Genomic DNA, 26646 nt, shown 5'->3' with positions numbered 1-26646 from the left:
TCATGGGCAAGGCCAAAGCTCCGCGCAGGCTTGCTGATAACGAAGCGCGCGCCGTGTTGCGCACGATCCGTATCAGCCCGCAGAAGCTGAACCTCGTTGCCGCGCTGATCCGCGGCAAGAAGGTCGCGACAGCGCTTTCCGACCTCGAATTCTCGGCCAAGCGGATTTCCGGCACGGTCAAGAAGACGCTGGAATCGGCGATCGCCAACGCGGAAAACAACCACGACCTCGACGTCGATGCGCTGGTGGTGGCGGAAGCCTATGTCGGCAAGTCGATTGTCATGAAGCGGTTCCACGCTCGTGGCCGTGGTCGCGCCAGCCGTATCGAGAAGCCGTTCTCGCACCTCACGATCGTCGTTCGTGAAGTCGAAGAAAAAGGGGAGGCCGCATAATGGGCCAGAAAGTCAATCCGATCGGTCTTCGCCTCGGCATCAACCGGACCTGGGATTCGCGCTGGTTCGCGAACACCGGCGAGTACGGCAAGCTGCTGCATGAGGACATCAAGATTCGCAAGTATCTTGAGAAGGAACTCAAGCAGGCCGCGATCTCCAAGGTCGTGATCGAGCGCCCGCACAAGAAGTGCCGCGTCACCATCCATGCCGCGCGCCCGGGCCTGATCATCGGCAAGAAGGGCGCCGACATCGAGAAGCTCCGCAAGAAGCTGATGGAGATGACGAAGTCCGAGACGCACCTCAACATCGTCGAAGTGCGCAAGCCGGAAATCGACGCGACCCTGGTCGCCCAGTCGATCGCCCAGCAGCTCGAGCGCCGTATCGCGTTCCGCCGCGCCATGAAGCGCGCCGTGCAGTCGGCGATGCGCCTCGGTGCCGAAGGCATCCGCATCAACTGCTCCGGCCGTCTGGGCGGCGCTGAAATCGCCCGCATGGAGTGGTACCGCGAAGGCCGCGTGCCGCTGCACACGCTGCGCGCCGATGTCGACTACGGCACGGCCGAGGCGAATACGGCGTACGGCATCTGCGGCGTCAAGGTCTGGGTATTCAAGGGCGAGATCCTCGAGCACGACCCGATGGCTTCGGAACGTCGCGCGACCGAGGGTGATGCAGCGCATGGCGGTGGTGGTGATCGCGAACGCGGTCGTCGTCGCGAAAACGCCTGAGACATTTAGGAATTTGGAGTTAGAACGATGCTGCAGCCAAAGCGCACAAAGTTCCGCAAGCAGTTCAAGGGCCGTATCCATGGTACCGCAAAGGGCGGCACCAACCTGGATTTCGGTGGTTTCGGGCTGAAGGCGCTTGAGCCGAACCGCGTCACCGCGCGTGAGATCGAGGCGGCCCGCCGCGCGATCACCCGCGAAATGAAGCGCGCTGGCCGCGTCTGGATCCGTATTTTCCCGGATCTGCCGGTCACGTCGAAGCCGACCGAAGTCCGCATGGGCAAGGGCAAGGGCGCCGTCGACTACTGGGCGGCGCGCGTCAAGCCGGGCCGCATCATGTTCGAGATCGACGGCGTCAGTGAAGAAACCGCCCGTGAGGCGCTGCGTCTCGGCGCGGCCAAGCTCTCGGTCAGGACGCGCTTCGTACAGCGCATCGCAGAATAAGGACGGGCTGATCATGAAAGCCGAAGACATCCGGACCAAGACCCAGGACCAGCTGACCGACGATTTGGCCAGCCTGAAGAAGGAGCAGTTCAATCTGCGCTTCCAGAAGGCCACCGGCCAGCTCGAGAAGACCGCGCGCGTGAGGCAGGTCCGCAAGGACATTGCGCGTATCAAGACCATCGCTGCGGAAAAGTCCGCGGCCAAGAAGGCTTAAGGACGAAAACCATGCCAAAGCGCATTCTGCAGGGCACCGTCGTCAGCGACAAGAACGAGAAGACGGTTGTCGTCAAGGTCGAACGGCGCTTCACGCATCCCGTGATGAAGAAGACCGTGCGCATGACCAAGAAGTACAAGGCGCACGACGAGAACAACGCCCACAAGGTTGGCGATCAGGTGTTCATCCAGGAATCGAAGCCGATTTCCAAGGATAAGCGCTGGATCGTTGTGTCTTCGGACCAGGCGTAAACAAACGAATTTTGGACAGACCGGGGAGGGGTGAAAAACCCGTCCCGTTAGAAAAGAAGAAGGCGGCCAGTCATGATTCAGATGCAAACAAACCTCGACGTGGCGGATAATTCCGGCGCGCGTCGTGTCATGTGCATCAAGGTGCTGGGCGGCTCGAAGCGGAAATACGCTTCCGTGGGCGACATCATCGTGGTGTCCATCAAGGAAGCCATTCCGCGCGGCCGCGTTAAGAAGGGCGATGTGATGAAGGCGGTCGTGGTTCGCACGGCCAAGGACATCCGCCGCCCGGACGGCAGCGTGATCCGTTTCGACAAGAACGCGGCCGTTCTCGTCGACAACAAGAAAGAGCCGATCGGCACGCGTATCTTCGGACCGGTTCCGCGCGAACTCCGCGCCAAGAACCACATGAAGATCATCTCGCTCGCGCCTGAAGTGCTGTAAGGAGCCGGACCAATGCAAAAGATTAGAAAAGGCGACAAGGTCGTCGTGCTGGCCGGCAAGGACAAGGGCCGTTCGGGCGAAGTCCTCTCGGTTCAGCCGAAGGATGACACCGCGCTGGTGCGCGGCGTCAACATGATCCGTCGTCACCAGAAGCAGTCCCAGTCCCAGGAGGGCGGGATCATCACCAAGGAAGCGCCGATCCAGCTGTCGAACATCGCGCTGGCCGACCCCAAGGATGGCAAGCCGACCCGCGTCGGTTTCGTCTTCCAGAAGGACGGCAAGAAGGTGCGCGTCGCCAAGCGCTCGGGAGAAGTCATCAATGGCTAAGGCTCAAACCAAGCAGGCTACTGCAACCAACACGCCGCGCCTCAAGCAGGTCTACAATGAGACCATCCGCAAGGCGCTGCAGGAGCAGTTCGGCTACGACAACGACATGCAGGTTCCGCGCCTCGACAAGATCGTGCTGAACATGGGTGTCGGCGAAGCGACCGCCGATTCCAAGAAGCCGTCGGTTGCGGCCGAAGACCTGGCGCTGATCGCCGGCCAGAAGGCCGTCGTCACCCGCGCCCGCAATTCGATCGCTGGCTTCAAGGTCCGCGAGAACATGCCGATCGGCGCCAAGGTCACGCTGCGCAAGGAGCGCATGTACGAGTTCCTCGACCGCCTCGTGAACATCGCGCTGCCGCGCGTCCGCGACTTCCGCGGACTGAACCCCAAGAGCTTCGATGGCCGTGGCAACTACGCCATGGGCATCAAGGAGCACATCGTGTTCCCGGAGATCAACTACGACAAGGTTGATCAGATCTGGGGCATGGACGTCATCGTTTGTACGACTGCGAAGACGGACGACGAAGCCAGGGCATTGCTCAAGGCCTTCAACTTCCCCTTCCGCCAGTAACGGCAGCGAGAAAAGGAAAAATCTGAAATGGCAAAGACCAGCTCAGTCGAGAAGAACAACAGGCGCCGCAAGCTTGCCGACCAGTACGGTCCCAAGCGCGCTGCCCTGAAGGCGATCATCATGGATCAGTCCAAGCCGATGGAAGAGCGCTTCCGCGCTCAGCTCAAGCTTGCTGCCCTGCCGCGCAACTCGGCCAAGATCCGCATCCGCAACCGCTGCGAAGTCACCGGCCGCCCGCGTGCCTACTATCGCAAGCTCAAAGTATCGCGCATCGCGCTTCGTGATCTCGGCAATAACGGCCAGATCCCGGGCCTGGTCAAGTCGAGCTGGTAAGGAGGACATAACATGTCATTGAGCGATCCTCTCGGCGATATGCTGACCCGCATCCGCAACGCCTACGGCCGCAAGAAGTCGAGTGTCTCGACGCCGGCCTCGCGTTTGCGCACCCGCGTCCTCGACGTGCTGAAGGCTGAAGGCTATATCCGCGACTACAGCCAGACCGACTTCGACAACGGCAAGTCCGAAATCGAAATCGAGCTGAAGTATTTCGATGGCGCGCCAGTCGTGCGCGAAATCGCCCGCGTTTCGAAGCCGGGCCGCCGCGTTTACGTCTCGGCCAAGTCGATCCCGCACGTCGCCAACGGCCTCGGCATCGCCATCCTTTCGACGCCGAAGGGCGTGATGGCCGATCACGAGGCACGCGAACAGAACGTCGGTGGCGAGATTCTCTGCCAGATTTTCTGATCTGGCAGCTGAGCGCAAAGTGGAATCCGGTCTTCGGATCGTTCCGAAGACAGAGACCTGAAACAAGAGAAGTGACGAGGACAACAAAATGTCTCGTATTGGAAAGAAACCCGTTTCGCTGCCGCAGGGCGTGACCGCGACCGTCAACGGCCAGACCGTTACGGCGAAGGGCCCCAAGGGCGAGCTGAAGTTCGTGGTGAACGACGAAGTCCTGGTCAAGATGGAAGGCAGCGAAATCGCTGTCCAGCCGCGCGATCAGACCAAGACCGCCCGCTCCAAGTGGGGCATGTCGCGCACGCAGATCGTCAACATCCTGCAGGGCGTGAAGGACGGCTTCGAGAAGAAGCTCGAGATCACCGGCGTCGGCTACCGCGCTGCACTTCAGGGCAAAAACCTGCAGCTGGCACTTGGCTTCAGCCATGACGTCGTCTACGAGACGCCGGCCGGCATCACCATCACCGTGCCGAAGCCGACCGAGATCACCGTGGCCGGCATCGACAAGCAGCAGGTTGGTCAGGTGGCTGCCGAGATCCGCGAATACCGCGGTCCCGAGCCCTACAAGGGCAAGGGTGTACGCTACGCTGGCGAGAAGATCGTCCGCAAGGAAGGCAAGAAGAAGTAGTGGGCCTGGCCCCGAAAAGTCGCAGGCTTTTCGAAAGGGCCAAGCCAAGGAAGTGTAACGCCGCGGGGAGCGGTCGCGGGAGGCGCTTTCGCCTACCGCACATGGCGGCCCCCGTTTTTTGAAGGCAAGGAAGACCATCATGGGTACCAAGGAATCCACGCAGCGCCGTGCGCAGCGCGTCCGTCGTCAGATCAGGAAGGTCGCCGGCGAGCGGCCGCGTCTGTCGGTCCACCGCACCTCGAAGAACATCTATGTGCAGGTGATCGACGACGCCAAGGGCCACACTATCGCCGCTGCCTCGACGCTGGAGAAGGACCTCAAGGGTTCCCTCAAGACCGGTGCCGACACCGCTGCGGCCGCCGCGATTGGCAAGCTGATCGCCGAGCGCGCGACCAAGGCCGGCGTCAAGGAAGTCGTCTTCGACCGCGGCCCCTACATCTATCACGGCCGTGTCAAGGCCTTGGCTGAAGCTGCTCGCGAAGGCGGTCTCAGCTTCTGATTCTTTCACCGTCGGCGACCCAAAGTGGCGTCGACAATCATCAACCCGTGCTTCCGGAAAAGAACAAGGAACAGGATATGGCACAGGAACGTAGGGAAGGCGGCCGCGGCCGCGAGCGTGAAGAGCGCGACGACGGCATGGTGGACAAGCTGGTCCACATCAATCGCGTGGCCAAGGTCGTCAAGGGTGGTCGTCGCTTCGGCTTCGCCGCACTAGTCGTCGTCGGCGACCAGAAGGGCCGCGTCGGCTTTGGTCACGGCAAGGCGCGCGAAGTGCCGGAAGCGATCCGCAAGGCAACCGAGTCCGCGAAGCGCGACATGATCTTCGTGCCGCTGCGCTCGGGTCGCACGCTGCATCACGACGTCGAGGGACGCTGGGGCGCCGGACGCGTTCTGCTGCGTGCCGCCAAGCAGGGTACCGGCATCATCGCCGGCGGCCCGATGCGCGCCGTCTTCGAGACGCTCGGCATGCATGACGTGGTCGCCAAGTCGATGGGGTCGTCGAACCCTTACAACATGGTCCGCGCCACCTTCGACGCGCTCAAGAGCCAGATGCATCCCAAGGATGTCGCTGCCGCTCGCGGCATCAAGTATTCGACCCTTCAGGCCCGCCGCGGCACCGCCGTTGCGGCTGAAGAATAGTCGACTGACCAGGGATTTTGACCATGGCCAAGAAAGCAACCAAGACCATCACCGTTGAGCAGATCGGTTCGCCGATCCGCCGTCCGAAGGAACAGCGCGCGACGCTGGTCGGCCTCGGCCTCAACAAGATGCACAAGCAGCGCACGCTGGAAGATACGCCTTCCGTGCGCGGCATGATCGCCGCCGTTCAGCATCTCGTCCGCGTCGTGGACGAGGGCTGAGCCAAAGCGCAGGAGAACTCAGATGAAACTCAACGATCTGCGTGACAAGGACGGCGCGACGCACTCCAAGAAGCGTCTCGGCCGCGGCATCGGTTCCGGCTCGGGCAAGACCGCCGGTCGCGGCGTCAAGGGCCAGAAGGCACGCTCCGGCGTCGCCATCAACGGCTTCGAGGGCGGCCAGATGCCGCTCTACAGGCGCCTGCCGAAGCGCGGCTTCAACAACCTCTTCGCCAAGAGCTTCGTTGTCGTCTCGCTGGCTCGTATCCAGGAAGCCGTCGACGCCAAGAAGCTTGACGCCAAGGCAACCGTGACGGCCGAGGCGCTTGTCGCCGCCGGCGTCATCCGCCGCGTCAAGGATGGCGTACGCGTGCTGTCCGACGGCGAGCTCAAGGCAAAGCTCGCCTTCGACGTGGCCGGCGCCTCCAAGGCCGCGATCGAGAAGATCGAGAAGGCCGGCGGCTCGGTCAAGTTGCCGGAAAAGGCAGCTGCCGAGTAACGGCGATTTGAAGCGTGATCGGCAAGAGTGGGATCCAGTTTTCGCTCACGATTGCGCTTTGACCAGCTCAATTAGGCGGCCGCGTCAACGCGGCCGCTTGCATGTTTACAGCCCGGAGCTTATCTCGTGAGCTTCGGTGAAACGCACCGCCTGACCTCACGGGCCATCAAGCGTTACCAAGCGGAGAATCAGGCATGGCTTCGGCTGCTGAACAACTAGCCTCGAATCTGAATTTCTCGGCCTTCGCCAAGGCGGAGGACCTGAAGAAACGCATCTGGTTCACCATCGGCGCGTTGCTCGTCTACCGCCTCGGCACCTACATCCCGCTTCCCGGCATCAACCCCGACGCCTTCGCCCAGGCATTCTCCTCGCAGAGCAAGGGCGTCCTCGGCATGTTCAACATGTTCGCGGGCGGCGCCGTGCAGCGCATGGCGATCTTCGCGCTCGGCATCATGCCCTACATCTCCGCCTCCATCATCATGCAGCTGATGACCTCGGTCATCCCGTCGCTGGAAGCACTGAAGAAGGAAGGCGAACAGGGCCGCAAGGTCATCAACCAGTACACGCGCTACGGCACGGTGCTGCTCGCACTGGTTCAGGCCTACGGCATTTCGGTGGGCCTGGAAGGCGGTAACGGCATCGTCAGCGATCCCGGCATGTTCTTCCGCATCTCGACCGTCGTCACGCTGGTCGGCGGCACCATGTTCCTGATGTGGCTCGGCGAGCAGATCACCGCGCGCGGCATCGGCAACGGTATTTCGCTGATCATCTTCTCCGGCATCGTCGCGGGCCTGCCGCATGCCATCTCCGGCACGCTGGAACTCGGCCGCACCGGCGCCCTGTCGACCGGCCTGATCCTTGCGATCATCGTTCTGGCCATCGTGGTCATCGCGCTCATAGTGTTCTTCGAGCGCGCCCAGCGCCGCCTGCTGATCCAGTATCCGAAGCGGCAGGTCGGCAATCGCATGTTCCAGGGCGATACCTCGCATTTGCCGCTGAAGCTCAACACGTCGGGCGTCATTCCGCCGATCTTCGCGTCGTCGCTGCTCTTGCTGCCGGCCACCATCGCCGGCTTCTCGCAGACGACCAACATGCCGGCCTGGGCGAGCACCATCCTGGCTTCGCTTGGCCATGGCCAGCCACTCTACATGCTGTTTTATGCGGCGATGATCGTTTTCTTCGCCTTCTTCTACACAGCGATTGTCTTCAACCCGAAGGACACCGCCGACCAGCTCAAGAAGCATTCGGGCTTCATCCCGGGCTATCGTCCGGGCGAGCGCACCGCCGATTATATCGATTACGTTCTCACCCGCATCACCGTCGTCGGCGCCATCTATCTGGTGCTGGTGTGCCTGCTGCCGGAGTTCCTGATCTCGGCGACTGGCGTACCATTCTACCTTGGTGGCACATCGCTTCTGATTGTGGTCAGTGTCACGCTCGATACGGTCGCGCAGATTCAGGGTCACCTGATCGCGCACCAGTATGAAGGCCTGATCAAGAAGTCGAAGCTGCGCGGGGGGAAGAAAGCCAGATGAGGTTGATTTTGCTTGGGCCGCCAGGAGCGGGCAAGGGGACACAAGCACAAAGACTGGTAGAAAAACACGGCATACCTCAGCTCTCGACGGGCGATATGCTGCGTGCCGCCGTCCAGGCCGGAACCGAGGTCGGCAAGCGTGCCAAGGCAGTGATGGATGCCGGTGAACTGGTGTCCGACGCCATCGTCAACGCGATCGTTGCCGAGCGGATCGATCAGGCCGATTGCGCCAAGGGGTTCATCCTCGATGGCTATCCGCGCACGCTGGTGCAGGCCGATGCGGTTGATCAGATGCTTTCCGAACGTGGCATCGACCTCGACACGGTCATCGAACTGGTCGTCGACGACAGGGCCCTGGTCGGCCGCATCGTCAAGCGCGCCGAGGACGCCAAGGCCGCCGGCCTGCCGGTGCGCAAGGACGACAATCCGGCGGTGTTCGAAGAACGTCTGCGCGAGTACTACAAGAAGACCGCTCCGCTGACCGGCTACTATTACGCCAAGGGCAAGCTCAGGACGGTCGACGGCATGGCCAGCATCGATGCGGTGACCGCCGAGATCGAAGCCGTGCTGGCTGCGGCCACCAAGGCGCGGTAAGGGAATTTAAAGATTAAGCTTGACGGGGGCGGTTCGCTGCGGTATGGCGGCCCGTCTTCCTATCAGGTGCGAACTTTGCTTGTCCGCAAGGGCAAGGCAGTCGCTTTGAACTGGAAACTCCCGCAAGGGCCGGCCTCCACCGGACGCGGGGCAATTTTTACAGCGCCTGGTCTTCCTTGTTTCGAAGGTTGGCCGGCCCAGATGGAGAAGAGAAGAACATGGCTCGTATAGCCGGCGTCAACATTCCGACCAACAAGCGCGTCGTCATCGCGCTTCAGTACATTCACGGCATTGGCAAGAAGTTCGCCCAGGAGATCGTCGACAAGGTCGGCATCCCGGCCGAGCGCCGCGTCAACCAGCTGACCGACGCGGAAGTGCTGCAGATCCGCGAGACCATCGACCGCGACTACCAGGTCGAGGGCGACCTGCGCCGCGAAGTGTCGATGAACATCAAGCGTCTCATGGACCTCGGCTGCTACCGCGGCCTGCGTCACCGCCGCTCGCTGCCGGTTCGCGGCCAGCGCACGCATACCAATGCGCGTACCCGCAAGGGCCCGGCCAAGTCGATCGCCGGCAAGAAGAAGTAATTTAGGGCAGTAAGGGAGTAGGGCAGTAAGGCAATAGGAACGGCAGACATACTGCCCTACTGCCATATTCCCCTACTGCCTTCTCCTAGGTGGAGCCGCTGGCATTACGGCGGTGTAGAGATCAACTGAAAGGACTATCATGGCCAAGGAAGCCGCTCGTGTTCGCCGTCGCGAACGCAAGAATATCTCGTCGGGCGTTGCCCACGTCAATTCGACCTTCAACAACACGATGATCACCATCACCGACGCGCAGGGCAACTCGATTGCCTGGTCGTCGGCCGGCGCACAGGGCTTCAAGGGTTCGCGCAAGTCGACCCCGTTCGCTGCCCAGATGGCTGCCGAGGACGTTGCCAAGAAGGCTCAGGAACACGGCATGCGCATGCTCGAGGTCGAGGTCTGCGGACCTGGCTCCGGTCGTGAATCGGCACTGCGCGCCCTGCAGGCGGCCGGCTTCACCATCACCTCCATCCGTGACGTGACGCCGATTCCGCACAATGGCTGCCGCCCGCGCAAGAAGCGCCGCGTCTAAGCAATTATTGAACGCCGCGTGAGCGCCTCAACGGCGCTCCTCCGCGGCATTCCAGGTCGCCCGCCACGATTGGATGGTGGCGGGTCAACGGAAGGAAAGCATCATGATCCAGAAAAATTGGCAGGAACTGATCAAGCCGAACAAGATCGAGTTCTCGTCGAAGAAGAAGACGCTGACCACGCTGGTCGCCGAGCCGCTCGAGCGTGGCTTTGGCCTGACGCTCGGCAACGCGCTGCGCCGCGTGCTTCTGTCTTCGCTGCGCGGTGCGGCCGTTACCGCCGTGCAGATCGACGGCGTTCTGCATGAATTCTCGTCCATCGCCGGTGTGCGCGAGGACGTGACCGACATCGTCTTGAACATCAAGGAAATCGCCATCCGCATGGAAGGCGACGGCCCCAAGCGCATGGTCGTTCGCAAGCAGGGCCCGGGTGCGGTTCTCGCCGGTGACATCCAGACGGTCGGCGATGTCGAGATCCTCAATCCCGACCACGTCATCTGCACGCTGGACGAAGGCGCTGAAATCCGCATGGAATTCACCGTCGACACTGGCAAGGGCTACGTGCCGGCCGAGCGCAACCGCGCCGAGGACGCGCCGATCGGCCTCATCCCGGTCGACAGCCTTTACTCGCCGGTCAAGAAGGTCTCCTACAAGGTCGAAAACACCCGCGAGGGCCAGGTTCTCGACTATGACAAGCTGACCATGACCATCGAGACCGATGGCTCGATCTCCGGCGAGGACGCGGTGGCGTTCGCGGCCCGCATCCTGCAGGACCAGCTTGGCCTGTTCGTCAACTTCGACGAGCCGCAGAAGGAAGTCGCGGCGGAAGCCGTCACCGAACTCGCCTTCAACCCGGCGCTGCTCAAGAAGGTCGACGAGCTCGAGCTTTCTGTGCGTTCGGCCAACTGCCTGAAGAACGACAACATCGTCTACATCGGCGATCTCATCCAGAAGACCGAAGCCGAGATGCTGCGCACCCCGAACTTCGGCCGCAAGTCGCTTAACGAGATCAAGGAAGTGCTCGCGGCGATGGGACTGCACCTCGGCATGGAAGTGCCGGACTGGCCGCCGGAAAACATCGAAGACCTCGCCAAGCGTTACGAAGACCAATATTGAGCATGAATTCCAAGGATCGGCGGCGTGGGCCGTTCGATCCGACGGTCATGCGGAAAACCATCAGAGGCCTTGGCCTCTTGAACAACTGAAGAAGGAAATGAGCCATGCGCCACGGTTTTAAAGGCCGTCGCTTCGCTAGAAGCATTAGCCATCGCAAGTCGATGTTCGCCAACCTCGCCGTGTCGCTGCTCGAACATGAGCAGATCGTCACCACCCTGCCGAAGGCGAAGGACCTGCGTCCGATCGTCGAGAAGCTGGTGACGCTCGGCAAGCGCGGCGATCTGCATGCCCGCCGCCAGGTCATTGCCCAGATCGGCAATGAAGGCGTCGTCAAGCGCCTGTTCGACACCATCGCCCCGCGCTACGCCAACCGCAACGGCGGCTATCTGCGCATCATGAAGGCGGGCTTCCGTCACGGCGACAATGCCGCGATGGCCGTCATCGAGTTTGTCGATCGCGACACCTCGGCCAAGGGCGCCGGCGACCGGGCCCGCCTCGAAGCCGAAGGCACCGACGCGGAAGCCGCGGCCGCATAAGGCCACGTCTCTCCGGAATGAATTGAAGGGGCCTGCGGGCCCCTTTTTCATGTTCTGCCTGCGTCAGGGCGCCCCCATGACCATGTTGTGGCGCGAAAATAATCGGATTTCAGCGGCTTAGCCTTTCATTTTGCACAATCGTCGGGACAATGCGCCCGAACTCGCCTTGGAGGATTCGCGAATGCGCGCCAAAAGACTGTCCTTTGTTCTGCTCTGCGCCTTCATGGTGGTCGCAGCCGCACCGGCAGTCCGGCAGGCGTTGGCCGAGGACGCCGCCAAGCCCGCGGATCCGGGCCTGTCGGACGTGCTGACCGATCTGTTGCATGGCGTTGAAGGCGAGAATGCCACCTCTGGGCCCGACAAGCGCGTGCCGTTCGGCCGCGAGGAGGTGCAGCTTTCGTTCGCGCCGCTGGTCAAGCAAACCGCGCCCGCCGTGGTCAATGTCTATGCTTCGCAGACGGCCAAGGTCACGTCGCCTTTTGAAGGCGATCCGTTCTTCGAGGAGTTTTTCGGCCGCGCGCAGCCGCGCGCGCAGTCCTCACTCGGCTCGGGCGTGCTTGTCGATCCTAGCGGTGTCATCGTCACCAATTTCCACGTCATCAAGGATGCCGATGAGGTCAAGGTGGCGACCGCCGACGGGCGCGAATTCGCCAGCAAGATAATGCTCAAGGACGAGACGCTCGATCTCGCCGTGCTGAAGATCGAATCCGACAAGCCGTTCCCGGTCATCGCCATCGGCGATTCCGATGCGCTCGAGGTCGGCGACCTGGTGCTGGCCATCGGCGACCCGTTCGGCGTCGGCCAGACCACTACCAGCGGCATCGTTTCCGCACTTGCCCGCAGCCATATCGGCGTCTCGGATTCTGGGTATTTCATCCAGACCGATGCCGCCATCAATCCAGGCAATTCGGGTGGGGCGCTGATCAACATGGGTGGCCAACTGGTCGGCATCAACACAGCCATCTACAGCCGCAGCGGCGGTTCGATCGGTATTGGCTTTGCCATCCCCGCCAACATGGTGCGGGCCTTCGCCGACGCCGCCAAGGCCGGGCTCGATTTCTTCGAACGACCCTATATCGGCGCCGAGTTCGAAGCGGTGACGCCGCAGATCGCCGAATCGCTCGGCATGGAAAAGCCAACCGGGGCGCTGGTCTCTTCGGTCGATGCGGCGGGGCCCGCCGGCAAGGCAGGGCTGAAGCCCGGTGACGTCGTGATGCAGATCAACGGCAAGCCAGTCGAGAGCATCGCGGCGCTGGACTATCGCATGGCGACGCTGTCGATCGGCACCAAGGCGAATTTCGCGATCCTGACCAAGGGCCAGCAGGCGGCGATGGATATCGCGCTGGAGCGTGCGCCGGAAGGCGCGAAGGCCTCGGAAGTGACGCTGCATGGCCGCAGCCCGTTTTCAGGTGCCAAGGTCGCGGAACTGTCGCCGCGCCTTGCCCAGAAGCTCGGCCTGCGTACAGATCTCAAAGGCGTGACGGTGATCGATATCAATCGCGATTCGCCCGCCGCCGATTTCGGCTTCCAGCCGGGCGATATCGTGCGCGAGGTCAACGGCACCACCATCGACACCGCCGCGACGCTGGCGCAGGTAGCCCAGCAGGATACGCGCTGGTGGCGCTTTACCGTCGAGCGCGGCGGGCAGATACTGCGCCAAGTGTTGCGTTACTGAGTTCGGCCCGCGAGGGTCGTGCTCCAACCTGAAGACATAAATGGCCGATCTGTTCAGCGTCGATGAACCGGAAAAGGCGCCGCCCGGACGGCCGCTGGCTGACAGGCTGCGGCCCAGAAATCTTGGCGAGGTCGTCGGCCAGGAGCATCTGACCGGCCCCGATGGCGCGCTGACCCGGCTGATCGGCTCCGGCTCGCTGGGCTCGATGATCTTCTGGGGGCCGCCGGGCACCGGCAAGACCACGGTGGCAAGGCTGCTTGCCGGCGAGACCAGCCTGGCCTTCGAGCAGATATCGGCGGTCTTTTCCGGCGTCGCCGACCTCAAGAAAGTGTTCGAGGCGGCGAAGCTGCGCCGCGCCAACGGCCGCCAGACCCTGCTTTTCGTCGACGAGATCCACCGCTTCAACCGCGCCCAGCAGGATTCGTTTCTCCCTGTCATGGAGGATGGCACGGTCGTTCTGGTGGGCGCCACAACCGAGAACCCGTCCTTCGAATTGAATGCCGCCTTGCTGTCGCGCGCGCGCGTCATGGTCTTTCATTCACTCGGCGAGGAGAGCATCGCCAAGCTGATGACGCGCGCCGAGGCCACGGAGGGCAGGGCGCTTCCGCTCGACGACGAGGCGCGGGCTATGCTGATCCGCATGAGCGATGGCGACGGACGCGCATCGCTGACACTCGCCGAGGAAGTCTGGCGCGCGGCCAAGCCTGACGAGATATTCGATCCCGAAGGCCTGCAGCGCATCGTCCAGCGCCGCGCGCCGATCTATGACAAGGGGCAGGACGGCCATTACAATCTGATCTCGGCGCTGCACAAGTCGGTGCGCGGCTCGGACCCGGACGCCGCGCTCTACTATCTCGCGCGCATGTTCGATGCCGGCGAGGATCCGCTCTATCTCGGCCGCCGGCTGGTGCGCATGGCGATGGAGGATATCGGCCTTGCCGATCCGCAGGCGCTGGTCGTCGCCAATGCCGCCAAGGACGCCTATGACTATCTGGGCTCGCCGGAGGGCGAACTGGCCTTTGCCGAGGCCACTGTCTATCTCGCCACTGCGCCCAAATCCAACGCCGTCTACACCGCCTTCAAGGCGGCCACGCGCGCTGCCAAGGAGCATGGCTCTCTGCTGCCGCCAAAGCACATCCTCAACGCCCCGACCAAGCTGATGAAGGAAGAGGATTACGGCGCGGGCTATCGCTACGATCATGATGAGCCGGATGCTTTTTCGGGCCAGGACTATTTTCCGGAGAAGATGGGCCGCCAGACTTTCTACGATCCACCCGAGCGTGGTTTCGAGCGCGACATCAGGAAGCGGCTCGACTACTGGGCGAAGCTGCGCAAGGAACGGGACTAGCTGACTTGCGCGGCCCAGTGGTCGTCACGCTTCGAAGCGAGGCCTCGCCATGGGGTATCTCGACCTCCGTCGTTCTCCACGCGCTGCTTGCCGCGACGCTGGCTCTCATGCCGCTGCCGAGGCTGCCGAAGCGGTTGGAAGAGGAGCGGGTGTCGGTCGGCATTCTGACGCCCCAGCAGTTCGAGGCGTCGACAAGGCCACCGCCAGCGCCAGAACGACCTTCGGCACCAGAGGCGCCAGCGCCATCACCGTCGCCGAGTGCTCCTCAATCTCAACCGCCCACCGCGCCGGCCATGATCCGGCCGACCGAAATGCTGTCGGGCAAGACGCTCGCCGATCCGCGCAGCCGGCAGGCGCGCGCCGATCTTGCGACCTTCGCTTCCGACGAGCGCATGGTGCAGTTGTGCAATCTCGAAGCCATGGACCAGATCCGGCGATGGCGCGCGGACTTTCAGCCGGATCGCGTCGTGCCTTACGCTACGGCCGAGGAGAAGGTCCGCGGCACAACGATCGCCGCGGATGGCGCGGCTTTCCGCAGTCGCAAAAACTGGTATAGTTTGAAGTTCAAATGCCAGCTCGCGCAAGACGGCGAAAGCGTCATCGGCTTTGAGTTCCTGGTCGGCGATCCCGTGGCCAGGGAGAAATGGGACGAGCTCGGCTTGCCGGCGGTGCATTGACCGACGTCTGGCAAATTCCACCAGGCAGCTGCCAGGCCACGCAGTCGTGGCGTTGTGCGGCGACCCAAAAAATCTTATCAAGGCGCACGGCCGGGCGGTGGCCGTTGCCCAGATTTGGCACACTCATTCGCAACAGGATCGCGCTCCGCGCGTGGAAAAATGACAAAAACCCTTCGCAAAACCCTTCGCAAATTCGCCATCGCCATCCCACTTCTCGCCCTTGGCTTTTACTTCATCCCCATCCTCACAACGATCTTCATCGTTTGCGGGCTGATTGACGTGCTGCGCAACGACAGGAAGGATCTGGCGCTGTTCAGCGGTTATTTCCTTGGCAACGGCCTCTTCACCTGGCTGCTTTCGCCGTTCAACCTGCTGGTTGATCTCCTGTGCTACAGGAATCCCGGCGTGTGGAAGCTGGAGCAGTTTCCAGAGGATTATCAGCGCGAGGTCAACGAGATCCTGGACATCTTCAAGGCGCGCAAGGACGAGATCATCGCCGACATCGACGCCAATTTCGGCGCCGGTCGGCGCGGCATGTATGTCTATCAATGGTACGGCAAGCACAGAATAGACAACGTCGCCGAATTCAACAAGGATTTCAAATACATCAAGACCATCGCCGTTTCCGTTTTCAGCAAGCGCGAATCGACCTCCTGGCACTTCGGCCCGCTACGGCTCAGCCTGCGCATCCTCTACAATTTGGTTCCGGTGAAAGCCGAAATCTTCGTCGAATGCGGCAACGTCAAGAACTACTGGTACGACAATCCGCAGTTCATTTTCGACGACACTCTGCTGCATCGCTCGGTCAACGAATATGACGGCCGCCGCTATTGCGTGTTCATGGACATCATCAGGCCGTCTCCGTTCCCAAGACTCATCGCCGGCATGCTCGCTGTCGTCTCGGTCAGCGTCGAGCGCATCAATTCGATGTTCTACAAGAACTGGAAAATGATCGGCTCGACCAAGCCGAAGAAGGTCGAAACCACCTGAACTGACAATACGTCAACGTAGCCGGCAGCAGTTTGCAAGCAAGCATCTCTGCCGGCTGCTTTGCGGATCGCTGGTTACTGACGTTCTCCATGCTTGCGGCGTGGGTACTTAAGCATAAGCTCATTTGGCATCAGCCCATTTGGGCTCTCGACAATTCATTATATGAATCTTGTCACGAGATTCGCCGGAGCGACTCCTGGCGGCGTCAGGGGACGACTTCAGCCCTGGTCCCGCAGTTCTGTCTCTTCCTTCCTTGGCGGTATCGAGTGACAAAGAACAAAATCTTCGGATTCTGGACGGGTACCTACCTATGCACAGTGTTGCTTGGGATTGCCCTCAGCGCTGCGTACATAAATCTCGAAGAGTCCGTATACTACTGGGACTTCGCCGCCTACTTCAACATGTTCAACCGGCAAGGCGCCCTCCTGGTCGAGAGCCCTTCCAAATGGCTGAGCCAATTGAGCACCTCCATCGCGACGGAAGATTACGGCGTGGCGATCCTGGTGCCCCTGATGCCGTTTCACCTCGTTTTCGGCGGTTCAAGGCTTTCCTTCGTCGCTGGAATAGTCGCGGTTTACTTGGTCCCTGCGGTACTTTTCATAGGCAGAATAAGCTATCTGCAGGCGGCCTCCGAGACACCCTCCCGAGGTTGGATCGCCGTCTGGATCGCGGCCTTCCTGTATACTCCGTTCTGGGCGCCGACGCTTCGTGGAATGCCTGACGTCGCCGGCTGTCTCGCTTTGACCGCGGCAACCTATTTTCTCTGGAAATCCAAGTTCCTGACCCGCGAACCGGTGATAAGCGGAATATCTGTCGGCGCGTGCCTGTGGTTGGCGTTCATGCTGCGCCGCTGGTACGCCTACGCCGCAATAGGGATCACCGTTTCCGCGGCCTTGCTGGGTCTGCTGCAGATCGCAAGGGATCGGGATTTGCCGGCCTTCCGGAACGCTGTATTGGGCGGCGTGTGTGCGATTTTCCTTATTGCCGCGACAGCGTTGAGTTTCCAACTGCCGCTGATCGCCAAGATCCTGGGAACCAGCTACGCCGACCTTTACAGCGGATACAGGACGATCTTTGTCACCCAACTCGGTGGAATAGGCTCTCGGCTCAGCTATGTGAACTGGGCGTTGGTCATGGCAGGCCTCTACATCTCTGTTGTGCGCGGCAACAGATTTTCCTTGTTCTGTGCCATCGCCGCCGGGCTCACCTTCCTGATCTTTATCCGGACACAGGATCCCGAACGGCATCATTCGCTACCGATGTTGCTGTGGCTCTTTCCCGCCTATGCCCAGGCGATCGTTTCGATCGTCTCCGCGCCGGGACTGAAATCGCGATGGTCGGCCGCCGCCATGGCCGTTGTTGCGGGACTTACGTTTCTGGGCACGTTTTTTCCCGCTGGCCGTCAGTTGTTGTCTCCGGTCGGCTTCGTCTTCGCCAGGGAAGCCACGCTTCCGCTTCACCTCGACAATCTTCCCGAGTACCGGCGCCTGATCGATGACCTCATCGCCAGGATGGGATCGGAGGACCGTTTTTCGGTGTTTGCCTCGGGTCCTGTAATGAGCGACGCACTCCTGTTCGGCATGAAGCGGGATCTTGTTGCCCATGTCGGATGGATTTGCCAGGTGGATAGTCGTGATCAGTTCCAACCGGACGCATTGAAATCCAGATACGTTGTCGTGACGGACCGTCCTGTTACCCATCTGCGACCGGATGCCCAGATCTGCGTCACGATTCCGAACCAATACATTGTCGAGGGAAAAGGCATCGGGGCCGCATACAAGCGTATCGCGGAATATCAATTGTCCGGCGTTACCGGTTACCTCTACGAGCGGGTGCGCCCGGTCAGCAGAGCCGAAGTCGATGCCCTTTACAGCGAATTCAGGAAAAAGTATCCGGGCTGGGTAACGCCTGACTGGTAACGATCATGTTGGCGGTTTCGGGCACGGCTACGATCCGGCCGCCTTTCTCGCCTGTTGCACCATCGTCCAATAGCGCCGCTGGGCTTCGGTGCCTACAACTCCATACTGCGGATATATCTGAATGGATATAACGCAGCTTGGGTTGAAAACGACAATCGCCTTTGGAGGATAAGGTGAGCGGACGGCAGCCTACGGTTCATCATGCGGATTTCATCCAGGCAGCCATCGCCGGCAGTGATGCCGCGCGTTCGGCGTTGGTTGCGTCCTGGCGGCGCTCGCTCACATTGCACGGCCTTGATCCAGCCGAACGAAAGGCGCCGCAGCGTCTCACCAAAAGCGAGTTGAGCGAGGCCCGGCAACGCATAGAGCCGCTGCTGCGCGCCGCGGATGCGAGCCTCGATCGTCTCTACCTCGCCGTAGGCGGCGTTGGCTGCTGTGTGCTGCTTGCGGACCGCGACGGCATTCCTGTCGAGCGCCGCGGCGCCGTTGCGGATGACGACACGTTCGATGAGTGGGGGTTGTGGACGGGCACGGTGTGGAGCGAGGACTCCGAGGGTACCAATGGCATCGGCACCTGTCTTGCCGATCAGCGCGCCCTCACCATTCACCGCGACCAGCATTTCTTTTCGCGCAACACACTGCTCAGTTGCACCACGGCGCCGATCTACGATCATGAAGGCAATCTGGCGGCCGCCCTCGATGTGTCATCTTGCCGGTCGGACCTGACCGAAGGCTTTGTCAACCTGATCGCTATCGCGGTGGGCGACGCCGCGCGTCGCATCGAGGCCGAGAATTTCCGCCTGGTGTTTTCAGACGCTCGCATCCTGCTGGCACCGGTCGCCGAGCGCAGCGCCAGCGCATTGATCGCCGTCAATGGCGACGATTTGGTGATCGGCGCTACACGCTCGGCCCGTCTTGGCCTCGGCATCACCCAGCAGATCCTGGCCAAGGGTCTCCCCGCCGCGGACATTTTGGGCAACTTGGCCGGGGCGGCGGAAGATCTGGACGAAGCCGAGCGCGGCGTGGTCCAGAGGGCCATGGCGCGCGCCGAGGGCAATGTGTCGGCGGCTGCCAGCGGCCTCGGCATTTCGCGGGCGACCCTGCACCGCAAGCTTGCCCGCTTCGGCATCCGCCGTCCGCACTGAGCTTAGGGTCCGTGGTTGTCGCAGATCTGCGACAGTCCGCGCTGGCGGATGCCGGAGCCGGGGCTGACAAAGCCGACCCCGTCCGCAACTCTTCCCAACGACGCGCCACATTCCGTGACGCTGCCACTTGGGAGGAAGACGATGAACAAGGTGGAATTTTCCCGCACGGCCAAGGTTCCCTTCGCCAAGCGCTACGACAACTTCATTGGCGGCAAATGGGTTGCCCCGCTCTCCGGAAGATATTTCGAGAACATATCGCCGGTGACCGGCCGGCCGCTGGGCGAAATCGCTCGCTCGGACGCCAGGGACATCGAGGCGGCACTCGATGCCGCGCACAAGGCCAAGGACGCGTGGGGCAGGACCAGCGCCGCCGCCCGCGCGCTGATCCTCAACCGCATCGCCGATCGCATGGAAGACAATCTCGACCTCCTGGCGCTTGCCGAAACCTGGGACAATGGCAAGCCGATCCGCGAGACGACCGCGGCCGACTTGCCGCTGGCCATCGACCATTTCCGCTATTTTGCCGGTGCGGTACGCAGTCAGGAAGGCGGCATCTCGGAGATTGACCACGACACCGTCGCCTATCATTTCCATGAGCCGCTTGGCGTCGTTGGTCAGATCATTCCCTGGAACTTCCCGCTGTTGATGGCGGTGTGGAAACTGGCGCCGGCACTTGCCGCCGGCAACTGCGTGGTGCTGAAGCCCGCCGAGCAGACGCCGGCCACCATCATGCTGTGGGTGGACCTGGTCGGCGACCTGTTGCCGGATGGTGTGCTCAACATCGTCAACGGCTTTGGCCTCGAGGCCGGCAAGCCGCTCGCTTCATCGAACCGCATCGCCAAGATCGCCTTCACCGGCGAGACCACGACGGGCCGGCTGATCTCTCAATATGCCAGCCAGAACCTCATCCCGGTGACGCTCGAACTCGGCGGCAAGTCACCCAACATCTTCTTCCAGGACGTGACCGCGGAAGATGACGACTTCTTCGACAAGGCCATCGAAGGCTTCGTCATGTTCGCGCTGAACCAGGGCGAGGTCTGCACCTGTCCCAGCCGCGCGCTGGTGCATGAGAGGATCTACGACAAGTTCATGGAAAAGGCATTGAAGCGCGTCGAGGCGATCGTGCAGGGCGACCCGCTCGATCCGGCAACCATGATCGGCGCACAGGCATCGAGCGAACAGCTGGAAAAGATCCTGAGCTACTTCGACATCGGCCGCAAGGAAGGCGCCGAAGTGCTTGCCGGCGGCGAACAGAACCATCTGCCGGGCGATCTTGCCGGCGGCTATTACGTCAAGCCGACCGTGTTCAAGGGCCACAACAAGATGCGTATCTTCCAGGAGGAGATTTTCGGGCCGGTGGTCTCGGTGACGACCTTCAAGGATGACGACGAGGCATTGTCGATCGCCAATGACACGCTCTATGGCCTCGGCGCCGGTATCTGGAGCCGTGACGCCAACCGCTGCTACCGCTTCGGCCGCGCCATCCAGGCCGGCCGTGTCTGGACCAACTGCTACCACGCCTATCCCGCGCACGCGGCTTTCGGCGGCTACAAGCAGTCCGGCATCGGACGGGAAAACCACAAGATGATGCTCGACCACTATCAGCAAACCAAGAACATGCTGGTCAGCTACAGCCCGAAAAAGCTGGGTTTCTTCTGATTGCCTCCCGAGGCGGCGCATGATCCTCCCCAAGGGATCATGCGTGATCCGAGGCGTGGCTCTATCACGCCTCGGATGGTTTGGGGATGGAGGAGGAAGACGGTATGTCCGACAAGATTTCGCTCGGAAAAGTCTCGGCCACCCCGGAAGCCATTGCTTTCCTGGCGGAGATCATCGGCGGCCACGGCCCGGTGCTGTTTCATCAATCGGGCGGCTGTTGCGACGGCTCCTCGCCAATGTGCTATCCCCGCAGCGATTTCATCGTCGGCGACAATGACGTCATGCTGGGCGAGATCGGCGAAACGCCAGTCTACATCAGCGCTTCGCAATATGAAGCGTGGAAGCACACCGACCTTACCATCGATGTGGTGCCGGGCAGGGGTGGCATGTTCTCGCTCGACAATGGGCGCGAGAGGCGGTTCCTGACGCGCTCGACCATCTGTGCCGTTCCAGAGATGTCGTTGGGGACTTGACGGGTTGACGCCGCCGCCCTCGCAAGGGCAGTAAACGGCGATGTTTAATCTGCTTCTTGTTGTCGTCGGCGGTGGCATCGGCGCCGGCATTCGCCATCTCACCAACATGGGGGCGCTGCGCCTTGTTGGCCCCAACTACCCCTGGGGCACGATGGCGATCAACATTGTCGGCTCCTTTGCCATGGGCCTGTTCATCGCCACCATGGCACGCCGCGGCGGGACGAACGAAGTCAGGCTGTTTGTCGCCACCGGTATCTTGGGTGGCTTCACCACTTTTTCCGCCTTTTCGCTCGATTTCGCCACGCTGTGGGAACGAGGAGCCACGCTGCTGGCGTTTGGATATGCACTGGCCAGCGTCATTGGCGCCATCATCGCCTTGTTTTTGGGTCTTTGGCTCGCAAGAAGCCTGCCTTAATGCTATTGCCGCGCCAAGCGCAGGCCGAGCCCTGCTTTGGAAACGGGTAAGCGAAGAAAAAATGGCAGGCGTTGAACAGATCACGGTGGAGGCCGGCGAGGCGGGCATGCGGCTCGATCGCTGGTTCAAGACCCATTTCCCGGGCCTTGGTTTCGGCCATTTGCAGAAGCTGCTGCGCTCGGGCCAGATCCGCGTCGATGGCGGCCGCGTCAAGGCCGACAGCCGTGTCGAGCCTGGCCAGGTGGTTCGTATCCCGCCACTCGAGGTCGACAAGAAGGGCGAAAGCGCGCTGACCGGTCATTCGATCCGCAACCAGGGCGATGCCGACGTCCTGGCGAAAATGCTTATCCATGAGGATCCGAAGGTTTTCGTCTTCAACAAGCCGGCGGGCCTTGCGGTGCAGGGCGGTTCGGGCGTCACCCGCAATGTCGACGACATGCTGGAAGCCTGGCGCAACCAGAAAGGCGAAAAGCCGCGGCTGGTTCACCGGCTCGACCGCGACACGTCGGGCGTGCTGGTCGTGGCACGCACAAGGCTCGCTGCGATGAAGCTGTCCGAGGCGTTTCGCGCCCGCGAAACGAAGAAAACCTACTGGGCCCTGGTCAAGGGCGTGCCGCCCAAGCGTGAGGACAAGATCTCGACCTGGCTGATCAAGGAGCCAACGCCCGACGGCGACCGGGTGCGCATTGCCGCGCATGGTGAAAAGGGTGCCGATCACGCCGTATCCTACTACCGCATCATCGAGCAGGCGGCGCAGACCATGACGTGGCTGGAGATGGAGCCTTATACCGGCCGCACCCACCAGCTTCGTGTCCACGCCGCCTATATCGGCTGCCCGATCATCGGCGACCCGAAATATTTCGAGGCCGACACCAACTGGGACTTTCCGGGCGGCATTCAAAACCGACTGCATCTTCACGCGCGACGCATCATCATTCCGCATCCCGACAAGGGCGTCATCGATGTCACCGCGCCCATGCCGCCGCATATGCGCCAGAGCTGGAACCTGATCGGCTTCGACGAGCAGAACGCGGAGGACTGACCTTGAGCGGCGCCACCGACGCGCTCGATCGGCGCGACACTGTCGACATGGCCGCCGCCGCGGTCATGGTTGGCCTGACCTTTTCCTGGGGCCTGAACTACGTCGCCGCCAAGATCTCCTATGCCGGCTACGACCCCGTCTTCCTGTCGATCGCACGCTCGATCATTGGCGGTTTCTGCGTCTTCCTCTGGTGCCGCTGGCGTGGCATCGCTCTGTTCACCCGCGATGGCACATTGCTCGCCGGCATTGTCGTGGGTGCGCTTTTCGGCGTCGAGTTCCTCTGCCTCTATGTCGGCCTGGAGCATACGACGGTTGCCCGCAACACGCTGCTGGTCAACGCAATGCCGTTCTGGATGCTGATTGGTGGTCACCTCCTGCTTGGCGAACAGATCACCATGCGCAAGTTCCTTGGGCTGCTGCTGGCCTTCGCCGGCCTTGCCGCCGTCTTTTCAGACAAGCTTGGCGGCGGCGGGGATATGCTGTTCGGCGATCTCCTCAGTCTTGGCGCCGGATTTTTCTGGGCCTTGACCAATATTCTCATCAAACGCTCGAAACTGGTGGAAGCCAGCGCCGAGAAGCTGCTGCTCTATCAACTCGCCGGCGCGGCGGTCGTCGGCATATTGGTGTTGCCTCTCGCTGGTCCGCCGGTGCGCGATGCCTCCTTGTTGCCGACATTGGCGCTGCTTTTCCAGGCGATCTACATCGTCGCTTTCACCTATGTCCTGTGGTTCTGGCTGCTGCGTCGCTATCCCGCGTCAAGCCTGTCCAGCTTCACGTTCCTGTCGCCGGTTTTTGGCGTTTTGTGCGGTGCGATCATCTTGAACGAACCGCTGACCATTCGCATTTTTCTGGCGCTTGGCCTGATTGCGGCGGGCCTGATCATCGTCAACCGGCCGGCGCGCAAGCTGACACCGGTGTGAGAGAGATTCTTCATGCGTGACATCCTCAACGACCTCGAAGCGGGCAAGTATCTTTCCGATCCGGATCCGGTGCGCCGCGCCCAGATCCAGATGAAGACGCCGCTGCCCAAGCGCTTCTACAAGACCGTTTCGGTTGCGCCGGTAGAGGAAGGTTTCGCCGTGCATCTCGACGGCAAGCCGGTGCGCACGCCGGGCAAGGTGCTGCTGGCGCTGCCGACCGAGGCGGCAGCAGTGCTGGTTGCCGGAGAATTCGCTGAACAGGGCGAGACGATCAATCCGGTGACGATGCCGGTAATGCGCTTGGTCAACACCGCCATCGATGGCGTCGCCAGTGACCCGCAGGCGGTGCTGGAAGACATACTGCGTTTTGCCTCATCGGACCTGCTCTGCTACCGCGCCGACGCGCCGCAAGGGCTGGTTGACCGGCAGAACGAGCAGTGGGATCCCGTCATCGATTGGGCGCGAGCCGCATTCGGCGCACGCTTCAACCTCGCCGAGGGCATCATCCATGTCGAGCAGCCGCGCGAGACGATCGCCGTTCTGGGCAGTCATCTCAATCAGCGCGCCGAGCCGCTGCGGCTGGCCGCCATCCATCTCATGAGCTCGCTGACCGGTTCGGCGCTGCTGGCGGTGGCCGTCGATTTCGGTGAGCTCGACGCGGAGGCCGCCTGGGCCGCCGGCCATGTCGACGAGGACTGGCAGATCGAGCAATGGGGGCAGGACGCCGAAGCGGTCGCGCGCCGCTCCGCGCGCAAGCGCGACATGATGGCCGCGGCCGGCCTTCTCGAGGCGCTAAAGGCCTGAGCCCGGGCCATTGCCGCACCGCACCTAATACCAAAGTCATAATCCCATCGTCGCTCTGACGTCGGCGGGTGCTTTCTGCCATTTTTTGCCTGATGGCTCCGCTTTTTTGAGTCTGCGTTCGGAGGAGAACGCGGGCATTGGCGTGGCATCGAGGGCAAGGGTCTCACGGGAGGACATATCAATGGCAATGGCATCGACCGCCGGCGGAACGAGCCGCGGCATGACACGAGAGGAGAAGAAGGTCATCTTCGCTTCCTCGCTCGGCACTGTTTTCGAATGGTACGATTTCTATCTCTACGGCTCACTGGCTGCCTTTATCGGCTCAACCTTTTTCAGCCCGACCATTCCCGAGGCGACGCGCAATATCTTCGCGCTGCTGGCCTTCGCCGCTGGTTTCCTCGTGCGCCCGTTCGGCGCGCTGGTGTTCGGCCGCCTTGGTGACCTTGTCGGCCGCAAATACACATTCCTCGTCACCATGACCATCATGGGCCTGTCGACCTTCCTGGTTGGCCTGCTGCCCGGTTATGCCACTTTGGGCATCGCCGCTCCGGTGATCCTGATCTTCCTGCGCATGCTGCAGGGTCTGGCGCTCGGCGGTGAATATGGTGGGGCGGCGACCTACGTTGCCGAGCACTCGCCGGATGATCGCCGTGGCTTCTACACGTCCTGGATTCAGACGACGGCGACGCTCGGGCTGTTCCTGTCGCTGATCGTTATCCTCATCGTCCAGGGATCACTGAGCAAGGAAACCTACGCCGCCTGGGGTTGGCGCATTCCGTTCATCGTCTCCTTCGTGCTGCTCGCCGTTTCGATCTGGATTCGGCTGTCGCTTTCGGAATCGCCGACCTTCCAGAAGATGAAGGATGAAGGAAAGGGATCCAAGGCGCCGCTTTCGGAAGCTTTCGGTCAGTGGAAGAATGCCAAGATCGCGCTGCTGGCGTTGTTCGGCCTTACCGCCGGCCAGGCCGTGGTCTGGTATAATGGTCAGTTCTACGCGCTGTTCTTTCTGCAGAACGTGCTCAAGGTCGACGCGCAATCGGTCAACATCATGATTGCCGTTGCGCTGGCGCTTGGTTCTATTTTCTTTGTCGTGTTCGGCTGGCTGTCCGACAAGATCGGTCGCAAGCCGATTATCATGGCTGGCCTTGCGCTCGCCATCGTCAGCACTTTCCCGCTGTTCAAGGCATTGACCTGGGCCGCCAATCCGGCGCTCGCCAAGGCGCAGCAGAACACGCGGGCAACGGTGACGGCGGCACCCGGAGACTGCAGGTTCCAGTTCAATCCGGTCGGCACGGCCAAGTTCACGACGTCCTGCGATATCGCGACTTCGTTCCTGACCAAGAACTCGGTTCCCTATGACGTGGTGTCGACGGCCGCGGCCGGGACGGCTGCGTCGGTCAAGATCGGCAACGAGACGGTGACGTCCTACGACGCGGTTGCCGCCGGCGATCAGGCCAAGGCCAAGGACGCTGCCTTCGTCAAGGCCGTCAACATGTCGCTGCAGGACGGCGGCTATCCGTTGAAGCGGGCAGCGATCAAGGTCGCGGACCAGAAACTCGACGCTTTCATCGCGGCCAACCCCGAGCTGAAACTTGATGCTGCCGCCATCCGCGGCGGCGAAAAAGCAGCGATGCCCACCGATCAGGCGGTCAAGGACAAGATCTTGACCACAGATGAGGCGGCGGGCGCCCCAGAGGTCACCGTCTATAATATACCGGGTGGCGGCGCCTTTGCCATGTTCGCCGATCCGGCGGCCGTGAACTGGCCGATGACAATCGGCATCCTGTTCCTCCTGGTGCTGCTCGTTACCATGGTCTACGGCCCAATCGCGGCGATCCTGGTCGAGATGTTCCCGACCCGCATCCGCTACACCGGCATGTCGCTGCCCTATCACATCGGCAATGGCTGGTTCGGCGGCTTGCTGCCTGCGACGGTGTTCGCGCTCAGCGCCTATAGGGGCGACATCTACTACGGCCTTTGGTATCCGGTGGTGATCGCGGCGATCACGCTCGTCATAGGCGTGATCTTCGTCAAGGACACGCTCGGCACCAACTTGCACGCTAAGGATTAGCCGATCGGATTCATGTGCAACGAAAAAGC

Annotated in this window: 35 protein-coding genes; 34 read left to right on the top strand and 1 reads right to left on the bottom strand. The window is 61.8% G+C overall.

All coding sequences use genetic code 11. The features are described 5' to 3' along the window. Positions 1 to 2 precede the first annotated feature (2 nt). From rplV to EB231_RS21515, 33 genes are all read left to right on the top strand, one after another. Positions 3 to 392: a 50S ribosomal protein L22 gene (gene rplV / locus EB231_RS21675; protein ID WP_010909277.1), complete on the top strand. Its 390-nt coding sequence runs from the start codon at positions 3 to 5 to the stop codon at positions 390 to 392. After that, the gene (rpsC, locus tag EB231_RS21670; protein ID WP_010909278.1) at positions 392 to 1117 is read left to right on the top strand and encodes a 30S ribosomal protein S3; all 726 of its coding nucleotides are present in this window, start codon (positions 392 to 394) and stop codon (positions 1115 to 1117) included. Before rplV ends, rpsC begins: the two co-directional genes overlap by 1 nt. Positions 1118 to 1144: 27 nt before the next feature. Continuing rightward, a complete protein-coding gene (rplP, locus tag EB231_RS21665) occupies positions 1145 to 1558 on the top strand; it encodes a 50S ribosomal protein L16 (RefSeq protein ID WP_010909279.1) in 414 nt (137 codons plus the stop codon). Between the two features lie 13 nt (positions 1559 to 1571). Further along, on the top strand, positions 1572 to 1772 hold the full coding sequence (gene rpmC, locus EB231_RS21660; RefSeq protein WP_006205459.1) for a 50S ribosomal protein L29: 201 nt from the start codon (positions 1572 to 1574) through the stop codon (positions 1770 to 1772). 11 nt (positions 1773 to 1783) lie between these two features. After that, the gene (gene rpsQ, locus EB231_RS21655) at positions 1784 to 2023 is read left to right on the top strand and encodes a 30S ribosomal protein S17 (RefSeq protein ID WP_010909280.1); all 240 of its coding nucleotides are present in this window, start codon (positions 1784 to 1786) and stop codon (positions 2021 to 2023) included. Between the two features lie 72 nt (positions 2024 to 2095). Next, entirely contained in the window at positions 2096 to 2464 is a 369-nt protein-coding gene (rplN, locus tag EB231_RS21650; protein WP_006205457.1) for a 50S ribosomal protein L14, read from the top strand. Positions 2465 to 2476: 12 nt separating this feature from the next. Continuing rightward, complete coding sequence (gene rplX / locus EB231_RS21645; RefSeq protein WP_015317981.1) at positions 2477 to 2791, top strand: 50S ribosomal protein L24; 315 nt, start codon at positions 2477 to 2479, stop codon at positions 2789 to 2791. Beyond that, positions 2784 to 3362, top strand: coding sequence for a 50S ribosomal protein L5 (gene rplE, locus EB231_RS21640; RefSeq protein ID WP_056568059.1), 579 nt, complete (start codon positions 2784 to 2786; stop codon positions 3360 to 3362). Before rplX ends, rplE begins: the two co-directional genes overlap by 8 nt. Positions 3363 to 3389: 27 nt before the next feature. Beyond that, positions 3390 to 3695, top strand: coding sequence for a 30S ribosomal protein S14 (gene rpsN, locus EB231_RS21635; protein WP_010909282.1), 306 nt, complete (start codon positions 3390 to 3392; stop codon positions 3693 to 3695). 12 nt (positions 3696 to 3707) lie between these two features. Then, positions 3708 to 4106, top strand: a complete 399-nt coding sequence (gene rpsH / locus EB231_RS21630; RefSeq protein ID WP_006205453.1) for a 30S ribosomal protein S8 — start codon at positions 3708 to 3710, stop codon at positions 4104 to 4106. Between the two features lie 88 nt (positions 4107 to 4194). Beyond that, positions 4195 to 4728 (top strand): 50S ribosomal protein L6, encoded by a 534-nt coding sequence (rplF, locus tag EB231_RS21625; RefSeq protein ID WP_013895694.1) that lies wholly within the window; start codon positions 4195 to 4197, stop codon positions 4726 to 4728. Between the two features lie 139 nt (positions 4729 to 4867). Continuing rightward, positions 4868 to 5227 carry a 50S ribosomal protein L18 gene (gene rplR, locus EB231_RS21620; RefSeq protein WP_010909284.1) on the top strand — a complete coding sequence of 120 codons (360 nt, stop codon included), beginning with the start codon at positions 4868 to 4870 and terminating at the stop codon, positions 5225 to 5227. A gap of 77 nt (positions 5228 to 5304) precedes the next feature. Beyond that, complete coding sequence (gene rpsE, locus EB231_RS21615; protein ID WP_032933400.1) at positions 5305 to 5868, top strand: 30S ribosomal protein S5; 564 nt, start codon at positions 5305 to 5307, stop codon at positions 5866 to 5868. Positions 5869 to 5891: 23 nt separating this feature from the next. Beyond that, complete coding sequence (rpmD, locus tag EB231_RS21610) at positions 5892 to 6089, top strand: 50S ribosomal protein L30 (RefSeq protein WP_006205449.1); 198 nt, start codon at positions 5892 to 5894, stop codon at positions 6087 to 6089. Positions 6090 to 6111: 22 nt separating this feature from the next. Next, positions 6112 to 6585, top strand: a complete 474-nt coding sequence (gene rplO, locus EB231_RS21605; protein ID WP_027051778.1) for a 50S ribosomal protein L15 — start codon at positions 6112 to 6114, stop codon at positions 6583 to 6585. Between the two features lie 194 nt (positions 6586 to 6779). Then, positions 6780 to 8120: a preprotein translocase subunit SecY gene (secY, locus tag EB231_RS21600; RefSeq protein ID WP_056568050.1), complete on the top strand. Its 1341-nt coding sequence runs from the start codon at positions 6780 to 6782 to the stop codon at positions 8118 to 8120. Continuing rightward, positions 8117 to 8713, top strand: a complete 597-nt coding sequence (locus tag EB231_RS21595; protein ID WP_172350635.1) for an adenylate kinase — start codon at positions 8117 to 8119, stop codon at positions 8711 to 8713. The genes secY and EB231_RS21595 overlap by 4 nt, the downstream gene beginning before the upstream one ends. Positions 8714 to 8931: 218 nt before the next feature. After that, positions 8932 to 9300: a 30S ribosomal protein S13 gene (rpsM, locus tag EB231_RS21590; protein WP_006205445.1), complete on the top strand. Its 369-nt coding sequence runs from the start codon at positions 8932 to 8934 to the stop codon at positions 9298 to 9300. Between the two features lie 139 nt (positions 9301 to 9439). Further along, positions 9440 to 9829, top strand: coding sequence for a 30S ribosomal protein S11 (gene rpsK, locus EB231_RS21585; RefSeq protein ID WP_006205444.1), 390 nt, complete (start codon positions 9440 to 9442; stop codon positions 9827 to 9829). A gap of 103 nt (positions 9830 to 9932) precedes the next feature. Further along, entirely contained in the window at positions 9933 to 10943 is a 1011-nt protein-coding gene (locus tag EB231_RS21580; protein ID WP_006205443.1) for a DNA-directed RNA polymerase subunit alpha, read from the top strand. Between the two features lie 104 nt (positions 10944 to 11047). Continuing rightward, positions 11048 to 11479 carry a 50S ribosomal protein L17 gene (gene rplQ / locus EB231_RS21575; RefSeq protein WP_010909289.1) on the top strand — a complete coding sequence of 144 codons (432 nt, stop codon included), beginning with the start codon at positions 11048 to 11050 and terminating at the stop codon, positions 11477 to 11479. A 181-nt stretch (positions 11480 to 11660) separates the two neighbouring features. Next, positions 11661 to 13154, top strand: coding sequence for a DegQ family serine endoprotease (locus tag EB231_RS21570; protein WP_172350634.1), 1494 nt, complete (start codon positions 11661 to 11663; stop codon positions 13152 to 13154). A 40-nt stretch (positions 13155 to 13194) separates the two neighbouring features. After that, entirely contained in the window at positions 13195 to 14502 is a 1308-nt protein-coding gene (locus EB231_RS21565) for a replication-associated recombination protein A (RefSeq protein WP_172350633.1), read from the top strand. Between the two features lie 5 nt (positions 14503 to 14507). Then, positions 14508 to 15179, top strand: a complete 672-nt coding sequence (locus EB231_RS35200) for a DUF930 domain-containing protein (RefSeq protein ID WP_246740694.1) — start codon at positions 14508 to 14510, stop codon at positions 15177 to 15179. Between the two features lie 159 nt (positions 15180 to 15338). Then, on the top strand, positions 15339 to 16169 hold the full coding sequence (locus EB231_RS21555) for an aspartyl/asparaginyl beta-hydroxylase domain-containing protein (protein WP_172350632.1): 831 nt from the start codon (positions 15339 to 15341) through the stop codon (positions 16167 to 16169). Between the two features lie 266 nt (positions 16170 to 16435). Then, the gene (locus tag EB231_RS21550; protein ID WP_172350631.1) at positions 16436 to 18088 is read left to right on the top strand and encodes a hypothetical protein; all 1653 of its coding nucleotides are present in this window, start codon (positions 16436 to 16438) and stop codon (positions 18086 to 18088) included. A 173-nt stretch (positions 18089 to 18261) separates the two neighbouring features. Beyond that, positions 18262 to 19233 (top strand): helix-turn-helix domain-containing protein, encoded by a 972-nt coding sequence (locus EB231_RS21545; RefSeq protein ID WP_172350630.1) that lies wholly within the window; start codon positions 18262 to 18264, stop codon positions 19231 to 19233. A gap of 141 nt (positions 19234 to 19374) precedes the next feature. Continuing rightward, entirely contained in the window at positions 19375 to 20892 is a 1518-nt protein-coding gene (gene adh / locus EB231_RS21540; protein ID WP_172350629.1) for an aldehyde dehydrogenase, read from the top strand. A 104-nt stretch (positions 20893 to 20996) separates the two neighbouring features. Beyond that, entirely contained in the window at positions 20997 to 21365 is a 369-nt protein-coding gene (locus tag EB231_RS21535; protein WP_172350628.1) for a DUF779 domain-containing protein, read from the top strand. A 40-nt stretch (positions 21366 to 21405) separates the two neighbouring features. After that, the gene (gene crcB, locus EB231_RS21530) at positions 21406 to 21780 is read left to right on the top strand and encodes a fluoride efflux transporter CrcB (protein WP_172350627.1); all 375 of its coding nucleotides are present in this window, start codon (positions 21406 to 21408) and stop codon (positions 21778 to 21780) included. A 61-nt stretch (positions 21781 to 21841) separates the two neighbouring features. Next, positions 21842 to 22822 carry an RluA family pseudouridine synthase gene (locus EB231_RS21525; RefSeq protein WP_140773904.1) on the top strand — a complete coding sequence of 327 codons (981 nt, stop codon included), beginning with the start codon at positions 21842 to 21844 and terminating at the stop codon, positions 22820 to 22822. 47 nt (positions 22823 to 22869) lie between these two features. Beyond that, positions 22870 to 23742, top strand: coding sequence for a DMT family transporter (locus EB231_RS21520; protein ID WP_172352980.1), 873 nt, complete (start codon positions 22870 to 22872; stop codon positions 23740 to 23742). A gap of 12 nt (positions 23743 to 23754) precedes the next feature. Further along, positions 23755 to 24546, top strand: coding sequence for an ATP12 family chaperone protein (locus EB231_RS21515; protein WP_172350626.1), 792 nt, complete (start codon positions 23755 to 23757; stop codon positions 24544 to 24546). A gap of 36 nt (positions 24547 to 24582) precedes the next feature. On the opposite strand, the gene EB231_RS21510 is transcribed toward EB231_RS21515, so the two are convergent. After that, positions 24583 to 24792: a hypothetical protein gene (locus EB231_RS21510; protein WP_172347039.1), complete on the bottom strand. Its 210-nt coding sequence runs from the start codon at positions 24790 to 24792 to the stop codon at positions 24583 to 24585. Here EB231_RS21510 and EB231_RS21505 point away from each other — a divergent pair. Next, positions 24728 to 26617: an MFS transporter gene (locus EB231_RS21505; RefSeq protein WP_172350625.1), complete on the top strand. Its 1890-nt coding sequence runs from the start codon at positions 24728 to 24730 to the stop codon at positions 26615 to 26617. The two genes, EB231_RS21510 and EB231_RS21505, sit on opposite strands and share 65 nt — an antisense overlap. Positions 26618 to 26646 lie beyond the last annotated feature (29 nt).

The organism is Mesorhizobium sp. NZP2298 (genome assembly GCF_013170825.1).
Taxonomy (GTDB): Bacteria; Pseudomonadota; Alphaproteobacteria; order Rhizobiales; family Rhizobiaceae; genus Mesorhizobium.
This window is presented reverse-complemented; position numbering and strand designations above follow the sequence as displayed.